This window comes from Streptomyces sp. MMCC 100 (assembly GCF_041538145.2).
GTDB lineage: Bacteria > Actinomycetota > Actinomycetes > Streptomycetales > Streptomycetaceae > Streptomyces.
This window is the reverse complement of record NZ_JBGORK020000001.1, coordinates 2,856,760-2,877,066: the sequence shown is the minus strand read 5'-3', so window position 1 is coordinate 2,877,066 and position 20,307 is coordinate 2,856,760. Positions and strand designations below refer to the sequence as shown.

General features: G+C 72.4%; 14 protein-coding genes. 3 read left to right on the top strand and 11 right to left on the bottom strand.

The window, feature by feature from the left end; genetic code table 11:
* Positions 1–67: 67 nt before the first annotated feature.
* Positions 68–1,411, top strand: coding sequence for an amidase (locus tag ABS735_RS13220; protein ID WP_373905870.1), 1,344 nt, complete (start codon positions 68–70; stop codon positions 1,409–1,411).
* A gap of 6 nt (positions 1,412–1,417) precedes the next feature.
* Here the strand turns inward: ABS735_RS13220 and ABS735_RS13215 are convergent, their stop codons facing one another.
* On the bottom strand, positions 1,418–1,900 hold the full coding sequence (locus ABS735_RS13215) for a GNAT family N-acetyltransferase (protein ID WP_373905871.1): 483 nt from the start codon (positions 1,898–1,900) through the stop codon (positions 1,418–1,420).
* Positions 1,901–1,955: 55 nt separating this feature from the next.
* Positions 1,956–2,132: a hypothetical protein gene (locus tag ABS735_RS13210; protein ID WP_115740673.1), complete on the bottom strand. Its 177-nt coding sequence runs from the start codon at positions 2,130–2,132 to the stop codon at positions 1,956–1,958.
* A gap of 476 nt (positions 2,133–2,608) precedes the next feature.
* Here ABS735_RS13210 and ABS735_RS13205 point away from each other — a divergent pair, with 476 nt between their 5' ends.
* A complete protein-coding gene (locus tag ABS735_RS13205; RefSeq protein WP_373905872.1) occupies positions 2,609–3,052 on the top strand; it encodes a hypothetical protein in 444 nt (147 codons plus the stop codon).
* Positions 3,053–3,059: 7 nt separating this feature from the next.
* Here the strand turns inward: ABS735_RS13205 and ABS735_RS13200 are convergent, their stop codons facing one another.
* The 8 genes from ABS735_RS13200 to ABS735_RS13165 all read right to left on the bottom strand — a co-directional run bounded on the left by ABS735_RS13200 (position 3,060) and on the right by ABS735_RS13165 (position 17,244).
* Positions 3,060–4,607 (bottom strand): SDR family NAD(P)-dependent oxidoreductase, encoded by a 1,548-nt coding sequence (locus tag ABS735_RS13200; RefSeq protein ID WP_373905873.1) that lies wholly within the window; start codon positions 4,605–4,607, stop codon positions 3,060–3,062.
* Between the two features lie 103 nt (positions 4,608–4,710).
* Positions 4,711–6,054, bottom strand: coding sequence for a WS/DGAT/MGAT family O-acyltransferase (locus tag ABS735_RS13195; RefSeq protein ID WP_373905874.1), 1,344 nt, complete (start codon positions 6,052–6,054; stop codon positions 4,711–4,713).
* A gap of 165 nt (positions 6,055–6,219) precedes the next feature.
* Positions 6,220–8,541, bottom strand: coding sequence for a GH92 family glycosyl hydrolase (locus ABS735_RS13190; RefSeq protein WP_373905875.1), 2,322 nt, complete (start codon positions 8,539–8,541; stop codon positions 6,220–6,222).
* A 53-nt stretch (positions 8,542–8,594) separates the two neighbouring features.
* Positions 8,595–10,985 carry an RICIN domain-containing protein gene (locus ABS735_RS13185; RefSeq protein WP_373905876.1) on the bottom strand — a complete coding sequence of 797 codons (2,391 nt, stop codon included), beginning with the start codon at positions 10,983–10,985 and terminating at the stop codon, positions 8,595–8,597.
* Positions 10,986–11,071: 86 nt separating this feature from the next.
* Complete coding sequence (locus tag ABS735_RS13180; protein ID WP_373905877.1) at positions 11,072–13,687, bottom strand: PA14 domain-containing protein; 2,616 nt, start codon at positions 13,685–13,687, stop codon at positions 11,072–11,074.
* A 188-nt stretch (positions 13,688–13,875) separates the two neighbouring features.
* Positions 13,876–15,096 (bottom strand): glucose-1-phosphate adenylyltransferase, encoded by a 1,221-nt coding sequence (gene glgC, locus ABS735_RS13175; RefSeq protein ID WP_373905878.1) that lies wholly within the window; start codon positions 15,094–15,096, stop codon positions 13,876–13,878.
* A gap of 47 nt (positions 15,097–15,143) precedes the next feature.
* Positions 15,144–16,307: a glycogen synthase gene (gene glgA, locus ABS735_RS13170; RefSeq protein ID WP_373905879.1), complete on the bottom strand. Its 1,164-nt coding sequence runs from the start codon at positions 16,305–16,307 to the stop codon at positions 15,144–15,146.
* Between the two features lie 37 nt (positions 16,308–16,344).
* The gene (locus ABS735_RS13165) at positions 16,345–17,244 is read right to left on the bottom strand and encodes a (2Fe-2S)-binding protein (RefSeq protein WP_373905880.1); all 900 of its coding nucleotides are present in this window, start codon (positions 17,242–17,244) and stop codon (positions 16,345–16,347) included.
* Positions 17,245–17,472: 228 nt separating this feature from the next.
* Here ABS735_RS13165 and ABS735_RS13160 point away from each other — a divergent pair, with 228 nt between their 5' ends.
* Entirely contained in the window at positions 17,473–18,684 is a 1,212-nt protein-coding gene (locus tag ABS735_RS13160) for a DMT family transporter (protein ID WP_373905881.1), read from the top strand.
* Here ABS735_RS13160 and ABS735_RS13155 read toward each other — a convergent pair.
* The gene (locus tag ABS735_RS13155; RefSeq protein ID WP_373905882.1) at positions 18,674–19,966 is read right to left on the bottom strand and encodes a transglycosylase family protein; all 1,293 of its coding nucleotides are present in this window, start codon (positions 19,964–19,966) and stop codon (positions 18,674–18,676) included. The genes ABS735_RS13160 and ABS735_RS13155 overlap by 11 nt on opposite strands.
* Between the last annotated feature and the right edge of the window lie 341 nt (positions 19,967–20,307).

Here is a 20,307-nt window from a genome sequence, read left to right as displayed (position 1 = left end):
AGAGTGCTGTCCTGGCGTACTCACCAGTAATCCCGAACCCCCGTCACCGCACCCCTAGGAGCCCCCCGTGACCGACTGGGCCGGCCGGACCGCCACCGAGATCGCCGCCGCCGTACGGGAGAAGCGGGCCACGCCCCGCGAGGTGGTGGCGGAGCACCTGGCCCGGATCGAGCGGCTGGACGGCCGCGTCGGCGCCTTCCGCGCGGTGCGGGCCGAGGCGGCGCTCGCCGAGGCCGAGGAGGTGGGTGCCCGGGGTGATCTGGGCGAACTGCCGCTGGCCGGCGTGCCGGTGGCGGTCAAGGACAATCTCGCGGTGCGCGGGGAGTCCACGCGGGTCGGCTCGGCCGCCACGCCGCACACGCCCGCGGACGTCGACCATGTCACCGTGGCCCGGCTGCGGGCGGCCGGCGCGGTGGTCGTGGGGCTGACGAACGTGCCGGAACTGTGCGTGTTCGGCACCACCGAGGGAGTGCTCGGCACGGCCCGCAACCCGTGGGACCCGGCCCGTTCGGCGGGCGGCTCCTCGGGCGGCAGCGCGGCCGCGGTCGCCGCCGGGATGGTGCCTCTCGCGCTCGGCAACGACGGCATGGGCTCGCTGCGCATCCCCGCGGCCAACTGCGGTCTGGTCACCCTCAAGCCGGGCCCCGGTGTCGTGCCGGCCGGCATCGGTGAGGGCGACTGGTTCGGCATGTCCGAGAACGGGCCGCTGGCCACGACGGTCGCGGACGCCCGGCTGCTGCTCTCGGTCCTCGCGGACCGGGCCCTGCCGGACCGCGAGGACTCCGGCGCCCTCCGCGTCGCCGCCTCGCTGCGCAGCCCGCTGGCCGGCGTCCCCGTCTCCCGGCCGTACGCGCGGGCCGTGCGCGAGGCGGCCGGGGTCCTGATGAAGGCGGGGCACCAGGTGCGGCGGGCGGATCCGCCCTACCCGGCGTCGCTGGGCGTGACCGCCCTGACCCACTGGACGGCCGGTGCGTCGGTGGACGCGCGGGACCTCGACCGGCGGCTGCTGACCAGACGTACGCGGGTGCACGCGGCACTCGGGCGGCGCTTCGTCGGCCGGGTGGCGGACGGCGGGGGCCGGGAGCGGCTGCGCGGGCGCCTGGAGCCGTTCTTCGCCGAGTACGACGTCCTGCTCACCCCGGCGCTGGCCCGCCGCTCCCCCGCGGCCGGGCCCTGGCACGAACGGGGCTGGCTGCGCAACGTGGTGGCGAACTCCGCGTACTCGCCGTTCACGCCGCCGTGGAACCTGACCGGCTGGCCCGCGATGTCGGTGCCGTTCGGCACACTGGACTCGGGCGCGCCCTGCGCCGTACAGCTGGTGGGGCGGCCGGGCTCGGAGGCGGCGCTGCTGGAGCTGGCGGAGCGGATCGAGGCGCTGCGGCCCTGGCGGCGGACGGCGCCGCTCGACTGAGGAGGGCTACAGGGCGCGGTGCATGATGTGCAGGCCGACCCGCCCGTGCCGCGGGTGGTCGAAGGCGTCCGGCACCGTGCCGAGGATCGTGAAGCCGAGGGAGGTCCACAGCCGTACGGCGGGGTTGGTCTCGACGACGGCGTTGAAGACCATGCCCCGGTATCCGTCGGCCCTCGCGGCGTCGAGGACGTACTCGGCGAGGGCCCGGCCGGTGCCGCGTCCCGCCCGGTCGGGGTCGACCATGAAACCGGCGTTGGCGATGCGGGCGGCGGGGCCGCCGTAGTTCGGGGTGACGTAGGCCGAGGCGACGACGGTGCCGGTGTCGTCCTCGGCGACGTAGACGCGCTTGGCGGGGTTCATCCACAGGGCCCGGGCGTCCTCCTCGGAGGTGTCCGGGTCCCAGGCGTAGGTCTCGCCGGCGGCGACGATGCGGTGCCAGAAGGGCCAGACGTGCGGCCAGTCGCCGGCCGTGGCTTCCCTGATCAGCATGGGCGTGAGTCTGGCACGCCCATGCGCTCGGCGACCTCGGCGGGTGGCGGGCGGGTCAGTCGACGCTCGGCAGGATGTGCGGCTCGGCGAGGTCCTCCTCGTAGCCCGCGAGGCGGATCGGGGCGGAGCGCGCCCACACGTCGAGGCTGCCGATCTCGCCGGGCCGGCGGCCCGCGCGACCGGTGCGTTCCTCGGTGCGTTGTTCTGGGTTCGTCGTCGTTTCCGGTGTCACCGCGCACTCCTTATGTGTCGGGTCACCCTCGGGGCCTGCCGACGCCAGTCTCCTGTCCGGCACCCGGCGCCCGCTCGGGTGTGGGTCGAATGCAGTTCGGACGCGGTGGCGCCGGTAACTCGTGCGGGAACAGGCCGTTGTGAACCGGCTTGTCCCATGACGGACCTTGGGTGTGGGTAGTGCCCTGTGCTGCCGTCCGTCCGCTCCAGATTAACCAAATGAGCGGGGGTGCGCTCTATGGGGCTCAAAAGATGGGAGAACCATTGCCCTTCGTTCCGTGCGCAGTTGGCCCAAGTGTGCCCCGATTCCTCCGCTTATGCACCGCGCGCAACTCACCCGTTCGGCCTACATCGGCGTCCGCACCTTCGAATGCGGGTGGAAGGGCGCGGGCGTAGTTAAGTTGCCGTTGGCTGGGTCGCAAGCTCGCCATGGTCTGCTGCCCGTCGGCAACGGCTGTCTCGTGGGAGGACCGAGGCATGGAACTGCGCAGCGTCGAGGAGCTGATGGACCTGCTGTACGCCTGCCGGGGCGAGCGGCACGCCGCTGAGTCCGGCGGGGGGCCCGGGGATCCGTACGGGCACGCGCTGCGGACGGCCGCGCTGCTGCGCCGGCGCCGCCCGGCCGACAAGGAGCTCCAGGTCGCCGGCCTGGTGGCGCCCGTGGGCCGGCTGCTGTGGCCGGGCGACCCGGCCGGCCGGACCGCCGAGGCGGTACGACCGCTGCTGGGCGCGCGCGTCGCCCGCCTGGTGCGCCGTCAGGCCCACCCCGAGGCCTGGGCCCACGACGACGACCTGGTCAGTCTGCGTCAGGCGGACGAGGAGGCCCGCACCGCCGTCTTCGACGCCGGGGTCCTGGAGGACTGGCGTACGGTGCTGGAGCTGACGGCGGCACGGAACTCGCGGCTGGGCCTCGTGGACTGAGGCTCCCTCACCACTTGCCGGGTGCGTAGTCCTTGAGGAAGACGCCGTACAGGTCCTCGCCCGCCTCGCCGCGCACGATCGGGTCGTAGACGCGGGCGGCGCCGTCGATCAGGTCGAGCGGGGCGTGGAAGCCGGCCTCGGCCAGGCGCAGCTTGTCGTAGTGGGGACGCTCGTCGGTGATCCAGCCGGTGTCGACGGAGGTCATCAGGATCCGGTCGGTGTCGTACATCTCCTGGGCGCTGGTCCGGGTGACCATGTTCATGGCCGCCTTGGCCGCGTTGGTGTTCGGGTGGCCGGCGCCCTTGTAGCCGCGGGCGAACACGCCCTCCATCGCCGAGACGTTGACCACGTAGGCGCGTCCCGCCGGAGCCTTGCGCGCGGCCTCGGCCATCGACGCGCGCAGCGCGCTGACGAGGATGAAAGGCGACGTGTAGTTGCACAGCTGGGTCTCGAGCAGTTCCACCGGTGAGATCTGCTCGATGGTCTGGACCCAGGTGTTGGAGTCGACGACGTCCGGGACCAGTCCGCCCGCGTCGATGGCGGTGCCCTCGCGGTGGCGGACCACGCTGGCGTTGCCGGCGACCAGGGCGAGGTCGGCCACCTTCTGCGCGTCGAGCCCGGAGGCTCCCAGCGGCAGCGCGGCCAGTGCGTCCACCGCGCCGGAGTTGAAGGCGCCGATGACGTGGTGGGCGGGCAGTTCGCCGGCGGGCAGCGGGGCGCTCTCGCCCTCGACGAGCGCGGCGTACGCGGAGGGCAGGCGCCGCACGGTCTGCGTGGCGTTGTTGATCAGGATGTCGAGCGGTCCCCGCTCGGTGACCTGCTCGGCGAGGGCCACGGCCTGGGCGGGGTCGCGCAGGTCTATGCCGACGACCTCCAGGCGGTGCATCCAGTCCGCGGAGTCGTCCATGGCCTTGAAGCGGCGGATGGCGTCCTTGGGGAAGCGGGTGGTGATCGTGGTGTGCGCGCCGTCGCGCAGCAGCCTGAGCGCGATGTACATGCCGATCTTGGCCCGGCCGCCGGTGAGCAGCGCGCGCTTGCCGGTGAGGTCGGCGCGGGCTTCGCGGCGGGTCCGGTTCTCGGCGGCGCAGTCCTGGCAGAGCTGGTGGTAGAAGTAGTCGACCTCGACGTAGCGCTGCTTGCAGATGTAGCAGGAGCGGGGGCGCTGGAGTATCCCCGCGATCGTGCCCTCCTCGGTGCGCGAGGAGGGCAGCAGGCCCTCGGTCTCGTCGTCGATGCGCTCGGCGGACCCGGTGGCGGTGGCCTCGGTGACCGACTTGTCGTGGGCGGTCTTGGCGGCCCGGCGCTCCTGGCGGCGGCGCTGCTTGACCATGCGGTAGATGTGCGAGGTGGCCCGGCGGACCCGGATCGCGTCGGGGTGGTCGACGTCGAGTCCGTCGAGCTCCTCCAGCACGCTCAGGCAGACGGCGAGCCGCTCCGGATCGATGCCGGGGCCGTACGCGGAGGCGGTCGCCTCTTGCGTGGACACCCCCTGCGTGGACACCTGGCCCGCGGGTGCCTCGTCCGTGGTCGCCGAGCCGTCCTGTGTCACCGTCATCGCCGTTGCCGTTCCCTGGTCACCGTTGCGGCGCTCCGGGAGGCGACCGCTGTCGAACAGCGGATTTTATTCAGCGCGCGGCGCGGATCCAAACCCGCCGGGGTCAGGGACGGCACGCCGTGAGCAAGGTCTCCACCTCCTCGGCCATCGCCAGGGCGAACCGGTCGAGGTCCGGCACCGCCTTCGCGTCGGCGACCAGGCCGTAGTGGACCTGTCCGCGGTACGTCGAGACGGCCACCGCCAGCGAGTGGCCGCGGGCCAGCGGCGCCAGCGGATAGACCTCGGTGAGCGGGTGCCCGCCGAGCCGCAGTCCGAGGCTGGGCAGGGGCACGCTGGTGACCAGGATGTCGAACCAGAGCCGGGCGGCCCCGGAGACCAGCGGCCCGCCGAGCCGGTGGCCGAGCGCCGGCACGTGGTCGGCGAGCAGGGCGACGGCTCCGGCGCCGCGGCCGGGCCCGGCGTCCTTGTTGCGGTCCATGGCGACGCGGACCGTGCCGAGGCGGGAGAGCGGGTCGGGGTCGCCGACCGGAAGCCGTATCAGGTACCCGGAGAGCCGGTTGCCCGGCGGCTGGGCGGTGCGCGGGCGGCGCTTGGACACGGGGATCAGGGCCCGGGGCGCGACGCCCTCGCTGCCGTCGCCGCGCTCGTCCAGCCAGCGGCGCAGGGCGCCGGCGACGACCGCGATCAGTACGTCGTTGACGGTGCCGCCGGTGGTCTTTCGGACGTGGTGCACGTCGTCGAGGTCGACGGCCACGCCCGCGATCCGGCGGGTGCCGGAGGACTCGGCGGTGAGCGCGGGCGAGGAGCGCACGTCGAGGGTGGACAGCGCCGCGGCGGCACCGATGTCCAGGGCGCGCCCCGCGTCGGACAGGACACCGCGCAGCCGGTCGGGCAGCGCGCGCACGTCCGGCACGAGTCCGCGCGCCGGCCGCTCGGGGCGGGGCCGGGGCGCGGGCAGGTCCATCGGGTCGAGGACCCCGGCGGCGAGGGTCAGGGCGCGCAGTCCGTCGGCCAGGGCGTGGTGGAACTTGAAGAGCACGGCGAAGGCCCCGCCGTCCGCGCCGGGAAGCACGTGCGCCTCCCACGGCGGCCGCCCGCGCTCCAGGGGGCGTTCCATGAGGCGCCCGGCCCGGGCGTGGAAGTCCGTGGTCGGGGCGTGCAGGCGCACGTGGTCGAGCGGGTCGAACCGGGGATCGGGCTCGCGGGTGGCGCCGCCGAACGCGAACGGCCGCCGCAGGGCCAGCGGCGGCTGCCAGGTGTCCCGGATCCTCATCCGCAGTCCGGGCACCGCGGGGGCGCGGGCCGCGAGCAGGTCCGCGGCGTGGGCGCCCGCGGTGGGCGAGTCGGCCTCGAAGACGCCGAGCGCACCCAGGTGCATGGGGTGCTCGGCGGACTCGATGTTCCAGAACGCGAGGTCGAGGGGAGCGAGCGGATCGGGCGGAGTCACGGGGCTGCCTCGCATGGACGACGGATGGACAAACAGTCAATCGCCCTTCGCTGATTACGGTCAAGTACGATCGCGCTACGCACAGTTAACAAGAGATTAAAGTCCCGCCCCGGTCGCCCGGGGCGGGACTGCTGTGACTCATGGGGCGTCTGCGCCGACGTCAGCTCACGTGAGCGGCGGCGGTACCGCCTCTGCCGAGGTTCCCCACCCGGACGGCTGCGGGCCGACCGTGAACGCGAGCGACCGCACGGAGCGCAGGGCGTCGGTGGTCAGCCAGGTCCGGGCGTAGGCCGAGCCGTCGGTGCGGGCCGACTGGATGTACCGGTCGGCGTCGGAAGTGCCGGGCGCGGTGATGGTCAGAGCCCCGCGCGGGTAGTAGCGGCGGTCGAGGGTGACGTCGACGCGGTCGAAGACCGGGGTGGACAGGCCCCAGGTGTCGTAGCCGGGCTGGATCGGGAAGATCCCGATCGAGGACAGCACGTTCCAGGCGGACATGGTCCCGAGGTCGTCGTTGCCGGTCATGCCGGTCGGCGTGTCCGTGAACAGGGTGAGCGCCGCGTGCACCACGTCGGTCGTCTTCCAGGGCTGCCCGGTGGACAGGTAGGTGTACGGGGCGATGAGGTCGGGCTCGTTCTGCGGGTTGTACTTGTCGGCGTTGTAGTAGTCGTACGGCCCGTTCACCCACACCTCGCGGGCGGTCTTCGCCGGGTCGGCGAGGAGCTGGTCGTAGGCGAAGAAGGAGTCGAGCCTCTCGTTCGCCGCATCGGTGCCGCCGATGAGGTCGATCATGCCGGGCAGATCCTGCGGCACCAGCCACTGGTACTGCCAGGACGTCCCTTCGTGGAAGCCCTCGCTCTGCGCCGGGTCGGCCGGTCCGGTGAAGGCGCCCTCGGCGTCACGGGCGCGGAAGAAGCCGGTGGAGGGGTCGAAGACGTTGCGGTAGCTCTGGGCGCGCTGGGCGTACCGCTTCGCGTCCTGGTCGTGGCCGAGGTCGCGGGCCATGCGCGAGAGCATGGCGTCGGACAGGGCGTACTCCAGGGTGGCGGAGGCGCCGTGGTCGTAGTCGGAGTCGCCGGGCTTGGCGTGCGGGCGGCCCTTGATGTACGGCGCGAAACCGTCGGCGAGGTACTCCCGGTTGGCCTCCCGGCCGACGGCCGGCGAGTCGGTGGGCGGGACACCGTCGGCGTTCTTCTTCAGCGCCCGGTAGGCCCGCTCCTCCCAGCCGTGCAGCAGGCCCTGCTGGTAGGCGTTGGTGAGGAAGGGGGTCACCGGGTCGCCGGTCATGATGTTGGTCTCGACGGTGCCGTAGCCCCACTTCGGCAGCCAGCCGCTCTCCTCGTCGATCTTGATGACGGAGATGGCCATGTCGCGGGCCTCACGGGGCGCGAGCAGGGACAGGAGCTGGGACTGGGTGCGGTAGGTGTCCCACAGGGACCAGTTCTGGTAGTACGTGAAGCCCTTGGCGCGGTGGGTCTTCTGGTCCCAGCCGGTGTAGCGGCCGTCGACGTCGCTGCCGACGTTGGGCGCGAGGAAGGAGCGGTACAGGGACGAGTAGAAGGTGCGGCGCAGGGTGTCGTCGCCGCCCCTGACCCGGACGTCGTCCAGCCGCTTCTCCCAGGTGCGCTCGGCGCCGCGGCGCACGGAGTCGAAGGAGTGCCCGCCCTCGGCGCGCAGGTTGAGCGCGGCGCCGCGCGCGTCCACGTAGGACAGGGCGGTGGTGGCCTCGACGGTGCGGTCCCTCGTGGTGTCGAAGCGGACGTAGGCGCCGTCGCCGCCGCTCTTCGCGCCCGCGGTCACGGTGCCGTCGTCCCAGGTGCCGTAGGAGGCGAAGGGCCGGTCGAAGCGGGTGATCGTGTAGACGGTGTACGGCTTCGTGTCCTGGCAGAAGCCGCTGCCCGTGATCGCGGTGCGCACGGTGCGGCTGTCGAGGACCTCGACCTTGGTCGAGATGTTCTTGTGCAGCGACTGGCCGGCGTTGAGCAGGACGTTGGCCTTGCCGGTGGCCGGGAAGGTGTAGCGCTGCACGCCGGTGCGTTCGGTGGCGGTCAGCTCCGCTTCGACGCCGGAGTCAAGACCGACGCGGTAGTAGCCGGGGCTCGCCTCCTCGTCGTCGTGGCTGAAGGAGGCGGCGTACTTCGCGTAGTCCGTCTCGGTGACGTCGCCGGTGGTCGGCAGCACCGGCAGGTCGCCGCCGAGACCGCAGCCCACCCCGGAGAGGTGGACCAGGGAGAAACCGCGGATGTGGGTGTCGGAGTGGTCGTAGCCGGTGTTGTGGCCGGTGTCCGGCGAGAACTGCACCATGCCGAAGGGCACGGCGGCGCCGGGATAGGTGTTGCCCTCGTTCTCGGTGCCGATGAAGGGGTTGACCAGGTCGGTCAGCGGTCCGTCGGGTGCCGCCTGGGCGGCGGGGACGGCGACGGCGCCCGCGAGGAGCGCCGCCGCGGCGGCGGCCGTCGCCGCGCCGCGCAGCCGTTGGGTCCAGCTCATGGAAGGTGCCTCCGTCTTTCTTTCTCGTGCTTTTCCGGTGCCGCTCGGCCTTCTCAGACGAAGCGCCAGAGGTGGTCGTCGGTGCCGTTGTCGTCGAACTGCACGACCTGGGCGCTGTCGGCGGTCGACATGCCGTCCACGCCGAGGACCTTGCCGCTGTGCTTGTTGCGGACCAGGAACCAGCCGTCGCCCTGGTCGACGAAGCGCCAGAGGTGGTCGTCGGTGCCGTTGTCCTCGTACTGCACGACGCGGGCGCTGTTGGCCGTGGACATGCCGTCGACGCCGAGGACCTTGCCGCTGTGGCCGTTGCGGACGAGGAACCAGCCGTCGCCCTTGTCGATCCGCTGCCAGGCGTGGTCGCCGGTGCCGGTGTCGGCGAACTGCACCACCCGGGCGCTGTTGGCCGTGGACATCCCGTCGACCGCGAGCACCTTGCCGCTGTGCTTGTTCTGGACGCGCCGGAAGGGCGGCTCGGGGACCCACGGGGTGCCGTCCGGGGCGGCGGTCGGGAAGGAGGCGATGCGCAGCCGGGCGGCGGCCATCGGGATCAGGGTGACCTTCTCGACCGGCGCGGTGGAGCGGGCCGGGCTCGGCTGCAGCGGGGCGACCACGTGTTCGTCGTCCGCGACCCACTCGGGGATGCGACGGGCCTCGGCGGTGAGCGAGACGGGCACGGTGTCGTGGGTGAAGGGGTTGTCCGCGACCCGGGCGCGGGTACGGCGGAAGGCGGGCGCGGCGCCGGGCACGAGACCGTAGTTCCAGGGGGTGGTGGCGTGGACCTCGTACTCGGGGAAGGTGTCGTCGCCCGCGTAGCGGACGTACCGCTCGCCGATCTTCAGGGCGTACGTCAGGGGTCCGCGGTCGACACCGACCGAGCCGTGGTTGCCCGGCCAGGTGCGCAGGGTGGTGCGCTGCGGCAGGCGCAGGGTGACGCGGTCGCCGTCGGACCAGGTGCGCTCGACGCGCACGAAGGCCGGGCCGTCGGACGCGGGCACGGCCCGGCCGTTGACCCGCACCTGCGGCCCCTTGCACCAGCCCGGTACGCGCAGGCTCAGCGGGAAGGCGACGCGGCGCGGGGTCGACACGGTGAGGGTGATCGTGTCGTCGAAGGGGTAGTCCGTGTCCTCGGTGACGGTCACGCGGGTGCCGTCGGCGCCCACGGCCGCCGTGACCTCGCACGGGGCGTACATCGCGGCGGTCAGGCCCCGGTCGGGCGTGCCGAGCCACAGCTCCTCGGTGAAGTAGGGCCAGCCCATGCCGTAGTTGTGCGGGCAGCAGCGGTAGTTGTCGACGCCGGGCTGGTACGCCTGCATGGCGAAGCCGTTCTGGAACTGTCCCTGGGTCTTGCGGACGTTGTCCAGGTCGACGCTGTTGGCGCTGGTGACGTAATGGACGGCACGGCCCTCGGGGTCGAGGGCGGCGGGCAGCGCGTTGAAGGCGAGGTCCTCGCAGCGGTCGGCCCAGACCGGGTCGCCGGTGATCCGGAGCAGCAGCTCGTGGGCGGCCATGAACTCGACGACGCCGCAGGTCTCGAAGCCCTGCCGGGGGTCACCGAACCCGGGCCGGATGTTCTCGTCCCCGGCGAGGCCGCCCCCGGGGAACTGCCCGTACCCGCCCATGACTTGCTCGTACGTGTCATAGGTGGCGCGGGTGTCGGCGGCGGAGCGGGAGAGCTGGGCGTACTGAGCGGGCTCCCGGAAGCCCTGGGCGATGTTGACGTTGTGCGGGCTGGGCAGCGGGCCGGTCCAGTCGGCTCCCCAGGCGTGCATCTTCTCGACGAGGTCGAGCAGGAAGGCGTCGCCGGTGCGGCGGTGCAGCCACAGCGCGAGGTCGATGCCGTCGCCCCAGCGCAGCGACACCCAGCTGGAGTCGAAGGCGCCCTTGCCCTGGGCGTTCATGAACCGCAGGAACCCGGTGAACAGGGGCACGATCCGCTGGTCGCCGGCGTACTCCTCCCAAGTGCGCAGCGCCTGGAGCAGGGGCAGGAACGGCCAGAAGTCGGGGCCGCCGTTGAGCGAGGTGCGCAGCGCCCGGGGGCCGAAGAAGCCGTCGTCCTGGCGGGTGGCGAGGATGGCGTCGATCCAGCGGCGCGACTGGGCCAGCGCCTCGTCGTCACCGGTGGCGATCGCGAGGGGGACGTATCCGCGCAGCCAGTACGGCAGTTCCTCCCACCCTCCGTTCTCGGGGCGGACCCAGCCGGTGGTGGCGAAGTCGAGGAAGTGGGAGCGCTCGGCGTAGCGGCCGCACAACCCGTCGAGCTGGAGGCGGAGTTGTCCGGCCAGCCAGCCGCGCGCGGTGACGCTGCCGGGCGCCAGCCGGGTGAAGGTGTCGGGGGCGAGGTCGCCGGCCGCGGCGGCGGGTCCCCCAAGTGCGGGCACACCGACGGCGAGCGCGCCGACGACGAGGGAGCCGCGGTGCAGGAAGCGGCGTCGGTCGAGAGTCATGGGGCTCCAGACGGGACGTGAGGTGGCAGGGTGCCGAAGTGCGGGGGCGGGGCGCGCGGAGGCGCCCCGCCGTGGGTGTCGCGTGATCAGGCGCAGTTCGCCGGGGTGGCCCGGGAGATGTCGTCGATCAGTTGCTCGTGGGCCGCCTTGAGCCGCCGCACATCGGGCTTGACGACCTTGCGGTCGTACGTCAGCAGGCCGTTCAGCTCGCCCTCGACGTCCGTGATCTGCGTGTAGACCGCGCCGTTGCCGCCCTTGCAGGCGAGGGCGTGCACCTCGTCGAGCTTGGTGAGGTAGTCGTCGGTGTACGTCGCCGGGTCGACGTCGACGTAGGACTGCTGTACCGACCAGGCGTGGCCGGGCACGGCGAGGCCCAGGCCGCCGTACTCGCCGCTGACCAGGGCGCGTTCGCCGTCGGGCGACGGTGGCAGCGCGGGGCTCGGATAGCCGTGCTCGTCCATGATGTCGCCGGCGTGGCCGTCGGCGCCGAGGTTGAGTCCGGACTGGTTGTTCACCAGGCGGGTCGGGTCCCAGGCCTTGGCCTGCTCGGCGACGCGGCCGATGTCGTACTGGCCCCAGCCCTCGTTGAAGGTGACCCACATGATCACCGAGGGGCTGCTGATGTGTTCGTCGATGATCTCCTTCATCTCCCGCTCGTACTCGGCGCGGGCGGCGGTGGACGGGTTCACGCCCGCCGTCATGGCCGGCATGTCCTGCCAGACGAGCAGGCCCAGCCGGTCCGCCCAGTAGAACCACCGGTCGGGTTCGACCTTGATGTGCTTGCGCACGGAGTTGAAGCCCATCTCCTTGTGCGCCTTCAGGTCGTACGCGAGGGCCTCGTCGGTGGGGGCGGTGTGCAGGCCGTCGGGCCAGAAGCCCTGGTCGAGGGTGGCCATCAGGAACGTGGGCTCGCCGTTGAGCAGGGTGCGCGGTACGCCGTTGACCTTCTCGACGGCGATGGAGCGCATCCCGAAGTAGCTCTCGACGTGGTCTCGGCCGACGGTGACCTTCAGGTCGTACAGGAACGGATCGTCCGGCGACCACAGGCGCGGGTCGCGGATCTTCAGGGTCAGCGGCTCGCCGGTGCGGCCGCTCACCGTGGCGACCTTGCGGTGCCCGGCGTACGCCGTGGCCGTGATCCCCAGTCCGTCGCGCACGCCCTTGGGCTCGACGGTCAGGGTGCTCGCCGCCCCGTCGAGGTGCGGGGTGAGCTTGAGGGAGTCCACGTGGTCCCGGGCGACCGGCTCCATCCAGACGGTCTGCCAGATGCCGGAGCTGGGGGTGTACCAGATGCCGCTCGGGTCCAGGCGCTGCTTGCCGAGCGGCGGGTTCTCGCCGTTCGCCGCGTCGGTCGGGTCGTAGACGCCGACGATCAGCTCCTGGGTGCGGCCGGGCTTGAGGGCGTCGGTGACGTCGGCGCTGAACTTGTCGTAACCGCCCTTGTGGTCGGCGACCTCGGTGCCGTTGACGTACACCTCGGACTGCCAGTCGACGGCGCCGAAGTTGAGCTTCAGCCGCTGGCCCGAGCCGATGTGCCAGTCGCGGGGCACGGTGAAGGTGCGGCGGTACCACATGCGGTCCTCGTGCCGCTGGATGCCGGAGAGCTGGGACTCCACCGGGTACGGGACGAGGATGCGCTCCTTCAGGTTCTTGCCGACCGGCGGCTGCTCGCCGGCCTCGGCTGCCGCGAACTGCCAGCGGCCGTTGAGGTTCTGCCAGTCGTCACGCGTGAGCTGCGGGCGCGGGTACTCCGGGAGGGCGTTGTCCGGCCCGACCTCGTCGGCCCAGTCGGTGCGCAGCTCGTAGGTGGACTCGTTGCCGCCGCTGCTCCAGAAGGCGCTGACAACGTTGCCTTCGGTGTCGGTGAGGCCGCCTTCGCCGTCGTAGCGGACGTCGGCGGTGCCGGGAGCGTCGCCGTTCTTGTTGCCGACGACGGGTTCGTCGAGGGCCACGAGCAGGGCGCTCGGGTCGGCGGGGTCGACCTTGGTCTCGCCGAGCGGCCAGGTGGCGCCGCCGATCACCGCTTCCAGGTGGTCGGTGAGACCGGCCGGGGGCGCGGCGAGGGGGTTCGCGAAGTCGAGCCTGAGGGTGCGGCCGGTGGACTGGACGGTGGTCGCCGTCGCGCCGTTGTAGTCGAAGCCGTCGGGCAGGCGGAACGCCGACTGCGGGATCGCCTCCTTGCTGCCGCCGGGCTCCGTCCAGCGCAGGTGGAGGTTGGAGCCGCCGTAGTGCTCGAAGTACTCCAGCTTGATGTCGTAGGACTGGCCGGCCGTCAGCTCGATGGGCTGGGCGGTCTGTTCGATGTCCCAGTCGTCGACCCAGTGGTCGATGGCGAGTTGTCCGCCGACCCAGAGGCGGAAGCCGTTGTCGCCGGTGATCGAGAAGGTGTGGGCGCCGGTCTTCTCGGGGACGAGTTTGCCGGTCCAGCGGACGCTCACGTCGTCCGACTGCCCGGTGACGAAGGCGAGTCGCGGCTCCAGGGTGCTGAAGTCGAGCTGCGGGTCGAATCCGGTGGCCTTGAGTTCGTGGAAGTCGAAGGCGCCGGGGGCGGACTGGGTGTAGTACTCGCCCTTCAGGCCGTGGATCTCCGCGGCGTCGTTGTCGTCGGCCGCGTTCGCGGCCGGAACGGCGGCGAGGCCCGCGACGCCGAGTGCGGCGGCTAGCAGCAGCGCGAGTCTGTCTCTGAGTCGTTTGGTGCGCACTGACCCTCTCCTCGAGAACGGGTGGTGGCTGATCGCTCAGACATCGATGTCATACAACGATGTAACTGCAGAGGTGCAGAGGCATGACAACACGGATTCCGCTTGACGTCCAGGGACATGACAACGGCCCCGGACTCAACGCGCGTATCGCGCGGCCCGGGGCCGTCTTCCGTCGGGGCGTCCGTCCGTCACGGCACCCGCTGCCCCTTGCCCAGCGCGATCACGCCGCCCTTGGAGACCGTGTACAACTCGCCGTCCCGCTGCGGGTTGACGCCGATCGTCGCGCCCGGCGGCACCTCCACGTTCTTGTCCAGCACCGCCCCGCGCACCACCGCGCCCCGTCCGATGTGCACGTTGTCGTGCAGCACCGAGCCCTGCACGACCGCCCCCGGGTCGACCACCACGCCCGGTGAGAGCACGGACCGGGTGACCTGCCCACGGATCAGGCAGCCCGCGCTGATGATCGACTCGCCGGCGATGCCACCGCCGTTGAAGCGGGCGGGCGAGAGCTGCGTGGAGTGGGTGTAGATCGGCCAGTCGCGGTTGTAGAGGTTGAACGCGGGCCGCTCGGCGATCAAGTCCATGTGGGCGTCGTAGTAGGCGTCCAGCGTGCCCACGTCCCGCCAGTAGCCCTGGTCCCGGGAGGTCTCCCCCGGCACGTGGTTGGCGCTGAAGTCGTACAGCGCGGCCTCGCCCCGGTCGGTGAGCTGGGGCAGGATCGAACCCCCCATGTCGTGCACGGAGTTCTCGTCCTCGGCGTCCCGGTGCAGGGCCTCGACGAGGGCCTTGGTGGTGAAGACGTAGTTGCCCATCGAGGCGAAGACGCACCCTGGGTCGTCGGCGAGCCCGGGAGGGTCGACGGGCTTCTCCAGGAAGCCGGTGACGGTCTGCCCGTCGGAGCCCGGGGTGATCACGCCGAAGGACGGCGACTCGGCGCGCGGGACCCGTATCCCGGCGACGGTGACGCCCGCGCCGGACTCGATGTGCTGGGCGAGCATCTGGCGCGGGTCCATCCGGTACACGTGGTCGGCGCCGAAGACCGCGACGTACTCGGGCTGTTCGTCGTACACCAGGTTCAGGGACTGCAGGATCGCGTCGGCGCTGCCGAGGAACCAGCGCGGGCCGAGACGCTGCTGGGCGGGGACCGGTGTCACGTAGTTGCCGAGCAGGCTGGACATCCGCCAGGTGGTGGTGATGTGCCGGTCCAGGGAGTGCGACTTGTACTGGGTGAGCACGCAGATCCGCAGGATGTCGCCGTTGACCAGGTTGGACAGCACGAAGTCGACGAGCCGGTAGGTGCCGCCGAAGGTGACCGCGGGTTTGGCGCGGTCCGCGGTCAGGGGCATCAGGCGTTTGCCCTCTCCGCCCGCCAGCACGATGCCGAGCACCGAAGGACCTCCACGACGCATGGCCGCTCCCCTCACCCTCGTTCTCGGCCGCCCCGGGGCGGGGCGGCTCAAGCCTGCTGGAGGACCTCCTCGTACAGCCGGACCGTGCGGCGCGCGACCGCGTCCCAGCCGAACTCCTCCACCGCGCGGGCCCGGCCCGCCTCGCCCATCCGCCGGGCGGCGACCGGGTCGCCGAGCACGGAGTCCAGTGCGCGCGCGAGACCCGCCTCGAAGTCGTCGTCCCGAACGTCCTCCCTCCGCACCAGTACCCCCGTTTCGCCGTCGGCCACGACCTCGGGGATACCGCCCACCCGGGAGGCCACCACCGGGGTGCCGCAGGCCATCGCCTCCAGGTTGACGATGCCGAGGGGCTCGTACACGGAGGGGCAGACGAAGACGGCGGCGTGCGTCAGGAGCTGGATCACCTCGGGGCGCGGCAGCATGCGCGGAATCCAGTGCACGCCCTCGCGGGCCCGGCTCAGCCCGGCGAAGAGGTCACGGAACTCCTGGTCGATCTCGGGGGTGTCCGGGGCACCGGCGCACAGCACGACCTGCGCGGCCGGGTCGATGTCCCGTACGGCGCGCAGCAGGTGGGGCACGCCCTTCTGCCGGGTGATGCGCCCGACGAACAGGACGTAGGGGCGGGAGCGGTCCAGACCGATCCGGTCCAGTACGTCGGTGCCGTGGTCGGGCCGGTAGAGCCGGGTGTCTATCCCGTTGTGCACGACGTGGACCCGGGAGGCGTCGAGGGCCGGGTAGCAGCCGAGGATGTCCTCGCGCATCGCGCCGGACACGGCGATCACCGCGTCCGCCGCCTCGACCGCGGTGCGCTCGGCCCAGCCGGACAGGGTGTAACCACCGCCCAGCTGCTCGGCCTTCCAGGGACGCAGGGGCTCGAGGGAATGGGCGGTCATCACGTGCGGGACTCCGTACAGGAGCTTGGCGAGGTGGCCGCCGAGGTTGGCGTACCAGGTGTGGGAGTGCACCAGTTCGCGCCCTTCGAGGGCGGCGGCCATGGCGAGGTCCACGGAGAAGGTGCGCAGCGCGTCGTTGGCGCCGTCGAGCGCGGACCAGGGGCGGTGGCGCAGCAGGCCCTCGCTGCGGCCCTCGCCCCAGCTGTGCACGTCCAGCTCGACGAGACGGGCGAGCTCCCGGGCGAGGAACTCGACGTGGACACCGGCGCCGCCGTAGACGTCCGGCGGGAACTCACGGGTCAGCAGTCCCACGCGCACCCGGAACCTCCCGTCTCGGCGGCTGGTTCCCTCATGGTCACCCAGAGCGGGCGCCTGGGGAAGACCGCGGAGGGCGCGGGGAGCGGACGGGCCCCGGCGGGCGCGGCGGACGGGCGGCCCCGGGCGGGCGCGGGGAGCGGGCGGTTCCGGGTGGACTCGGGAAACAGCAGTCGCCGCAGACGCCCCCGCCAGGCACCCGGTAGTAGAGGCAGCAGCTGCGGCGCCGGAAGGACGTGCCGGTGAGGGTCCCGGTTCCGGCGAGCAGGGGGTGGGCCAGCAGGTCGGCGGTGAGCGACCGGGCGCGGGCGGCGGTGTCCGTACGGCCGTGGCGGCGGGCCCAGCGGTCCAGTTCGCGTCCGGCGCCGGCCAGGGCGGAGGCCGCGTTGCCGCGCAGCAGCCCGGCCGCGACGCCGTAGCGGGCGTGCACGGCCTCGGCGAGGGGCGCGAGGTGGGTGGTGAGCACGACGTCCGCGACGGTGGCGGCGTCCCCGGGCAGGGCGCTTACCTCGGGGAGCCACAGGTCGTCGGGGGCGGTGGCCTCGGGGTCCCACTGCAGCAGGCGCGGGTCGAGGTCCGGGACGTGCCCGTAGAGGGCGGCGCAGGCCAGGGTCACCGACCAGAGGCGGGCCGCGAGCCCCTGCTGGGCCACGGAGGCGGCGACCCGGGTCTCGGGGGTGCCGAGCGCGGCGGCGACCTTGCGGACGCGGAGGCCCAGCGGGTCGGGGCGCTGAACCGGAACGTGAACGTCCGCCGCCGGGTCCGCGTATCCCGGTGTGTAGGCGTCTGCGAGCGGCGCGGAGGTGGCGGACCGCCGCGGCGGCCCGTCTGCGAGCGGCGTGGAGGTGGCGGTCCGCCGCGGCGGCGCGGGCCGTGAGACGCGCAGGACGGAGAAGCCGCCGAGCGGGTGGAGGGCGGAGAGGCCGGGGTCGAGGTCCACGGAGAGCAGTAGTATCAGGGCCCTCAGGGGGCTGGTCCTGGGGTCCGGGGTCGGAAGTCGCCCACCCTGGGGAGGACGGCGGCCCCGTCGTACTCCATCGGTAGTAGGACCCAAAGAATGCTCAGGGACGACGACGGGAAGACCCTGGGACGGCATCGTGTTGTCCATGGATGACGACCGTTCGCCGCGCCGGGCCCAGCGCCCCCGCCTCACGCAGAGGAGCTGCCGATGAGCGCCCTCGCGTTGTCCGTGCTGCTGTCGCTCGTCTCCGCAGTGGCATACGCGGGCGGAGCGATCGTGCAGGAGCAGGTCGCGGCGTCGTCCCCGGGTGCTCAGTACGCTCCTTTGCGCCGGCCCGCCTGGTGGGCGGCGGTGTCGCTCAACGGCCTGGGCGGTCTGCTGCACGTGGTCGCCCTCGCGCTCGGCCCGCTGAGCCTGGTGCAGCCGCTGGGAGCGCTCACCATCGTGTTCGCGCTGCCCATGGCGGCGTTCTTCGTGGGGCGCAGGGCCGGTGCGACCGCCTGGCGGGGCGCGCTGATGGCCACGGTCGGTCTCGCCGGTCTGCTGTCCCTGGTCGGCGCCTCCGACGCGCAGTCGCTGGACACGGCGCAGCGGGTCGGGGCGGCGCTGGTCACCGGCGGTGCGGTCGTGGCGCTGATGATCGCCGGCCGGGCCGCGCACCGGCACCCGGCGGTGCGCAGCATCCTGCTGGCGACCGCGTCCGGCATAGCCTTCGGCATGTCCTCGGTCTTCACCAAGACGGTCGCGGTCGACTGGACCGGCGGGGTGACCGCCTCCGACCTGCCGTCGCTGACCGTGATCGGTGTGCTCGCCACGGCCGGCATGGTGCTCTCGCAGGCCTCCTACCGGGGCGCCGGTCTCGCCGCCCCGCTGGCCACGCTGACGGTCGTGAACCCGGTGGTGGCCGCGGTGGTCGGCATCACGATGTTCGGCGAGACGTTCCGCTACGGCACGACCGGCACGGCGCTCGCCCTGAGCTGCGGTGTGGTGGCCGCCGGCGGACTGATCATGCTGACGACGGAGCGGATCGCGAGGGAGGGCACCGCGGCGGCTCAGGTCCGGGGCGGGGAGCGGGGTCAGCGCGGCAGTGCGGTGGCTGTCGAGCCCGCGGTGCCCGCGTCCGCGGTGGTGCCGGAAGCTCCGGTGAGTGCGGTGGTTCCGGAAGCTTCGGTGGTTCCGGTGGATCTGGAAGCTCCCGCAACGGTGCCGGCAGCTCCGGTGGCCCGGCTGTCCGCCAAGGTCCTCGTGCCCTCCCCGGTGGCACCGCCGGTTCCGGACGCCGCCCCCGCCGAGGAGGCGTACGACGTCCGGACACCGGCGGAGAGCGACGACACGACGCTCTCCTACGGCCCCTTCTACGGCGGTCCGTTCATCCCGCCGCCCATGCTCAGCCGCCGACGGGTACGGATCAGATCCTGACGCCGCCGGCCCGCAGGTACGCCAGCGGGTCGACGTCCGAACCGAAGCCGGGCCCGGTCCGCACCTCGAAGTGCAGATGCGGGCCCGTGACGTTGCCCGTGGCGCCGGAGCGTCCGAGGCGCTGACCGACGCCCACCGACTGACCGGCCTTCACGGAGATCGCCGAGAGGTGTGCGTACTGGGAGTAGCGGCCGTCACCGTGCCGGACCACCACCTGGTAGCCGTACGAACCGCCCCACCCCGCACTGACGACCCGGCCCGCCGCGACCGACTTGACCGAGGTACCGGTGGGGACGGGGAAGTCGACGCCGGTGTGGTAGCCCTTGGACCAGGAGGAGCCCGCCTGGTGATAGGGCGTGCCGGTGGCGGCGTCGACCGGGGCCACGACGGCTCGGTGGGTGGTGGCCTTGCCGGCCTTGCTCTTGCCGGCCTCGGCCTTGCCGCTGTCGGAGGACGACTTCTTCGGCGCCTTCTGCCGCTCTTGCCGCTTCTGCTGCGCCGGCTCCCGCTTCTGCTCTTTCTGCTGCTTCTCCTGCTTGTCCTGCTTCTCCTGCTTCCCGGCCTGGGCGCCGGACGTCTTGGTGGCCCCGTCGCCGCGCAGTGACAAACGCTGGCCGGGCAGGATCAGGTCGGGATCGGATCCGATCGCGCCGCGGTTGGCCTCGTACAGGCGCTGCCAGCCGCCCCGGACCTCGTGGGCGTCGGCGATGCCGGAGAGGGTGTCGCCGGTGACCACCGTGTACATCCGCGCCTTGCCGGCCCGGGACTGCGGTGTGGTCTGCGGCTGGACGTCCTTGACCGAGCCGGCCTTCTTCACGGGGGTGACCGCGGGCTTGTCGGCGGACTTCTCGCGGGTTTTCTCGGGCCCCGCTCCCCCGGCCGGCCGGATGTCGGGCGTGTCGCCCCCGCGGGTCAGTCCGGCCCGCTGCGAGCACACCGGCCAGGCACCGGGGCCCTGCACGTCGAGCACCTTCTCGGCGACGGCGATCTGCTGTTCCTTGGTGGCCAGGTCGGCGCGCGGGGCGTACCGCGTGCCGCCGAAGGCCTCCCAGGTGGACTGGGTGAACTGCAACCCACCGTAGTAGCCGTTGCCGGTGTTGATGTCCCAGTCGTCGGTGGACTCGCAGGCGGCGACCTTGTCCCAGGTCGCCACGTCGGCCGCGTGGACCGTGCCGGTACCGACGAGGGGGAGGGCCAGTCCGGCGCCCCCCGCGGTGACGGTCAGTGAGGCGCGGTTGATCCTGTTCGGCTGATACCGGCGGTGCCGGCCGCGTACGGCCATGGAGGTCCCCCTCGACATTGCGTCAGGAGCGGCAAAAGTAAGCGCCGCGAACAGGCCATGACAAGACGGCAACCGGCCGGTTGGTCGCCCCGAGTGGCCGGGATCGGGCGGCCGTTGACCGGATGGTGCGTCGGCCCACTGAGGCGCTGGGCCCCTTCCGCCCGTACTGAAGTCCCGGAAGGAGAACGGGAAGCCGAAAGTGCGACCGGTGTCTCGGCACGTCAGCATGGTCGAGCGACGAAACCGGCGATACTGGCGGGCACCGGCCGCACGGACACCACGCACCACCGGCACAAGGCATCACGAACACAGGGCACCACAGACACAAGGCACCACAGATA

What these genes read in the sequence shown, in the direction of transcription:
- ABS735_RS13215 (WP_373905871.1), bottom strand. Translation starts at nt 1,900, where the DNA reads ATGCTGATCAGGGAAGCCACGGCCGGCGACTGGCCGCACGTCTGGCCC.
- ABS735_RS13205 (WP_373905872.1), top strand. Translation starts at nt 2,609, where the DNA reads ATGGAACTGCGCAGCGTCGAGGAGCTGATGGACCTGCTGTACGCCTGC.
- ABS735_RS13200 (WP_373905873.1), bottom strand. Translation starts at nt 4,607, where the DNA reads ATGACGGTGACACAGGACGGCTCGGCGACCACGGACGAGGCACCCGCG.
- ABS735_RS13190 (WP_373905875.1), bottom strand. Translation starts at nt 8,541, where the DNA reads ATGAGCTGGACCCAACGGCTGCGCGGCGCGGCGACGGCCGCCGCCGCG.
- ABS735_RS13185 (WP_373905876.1), bottom strand. Translation starts at nt 10,985, where the DNA reads ATGACTCTCGACCGACGCCGCTTCCTGCACCGCGGCTCCCTCGTCGTC.
- glgC (WP_373905878.1), bottom strand. Translation starts at nt 15,096, where the DNA reads ATGCGTCGTGGAGGTCCTTCGGTGCTCGGCATCGTGCTGGCGGGCGGA.
- ABS735_RS13160 (WP_373905881.1), top strand. Translation starts at nt 17,473, where the DNA reads ATGAGCGCCCTCGCGTTGTCCGTGCTGCTGTCGCTCGTCTCCGCAGTG.
- ABS735_RS13155 (WP_373905882.1), bottom strand. Translation starts at nt 19,966, where the DNA reads ATGGCCGTACGCGGCCGGCACCGCCGGTATCAGCCGAACAGGATCAAC.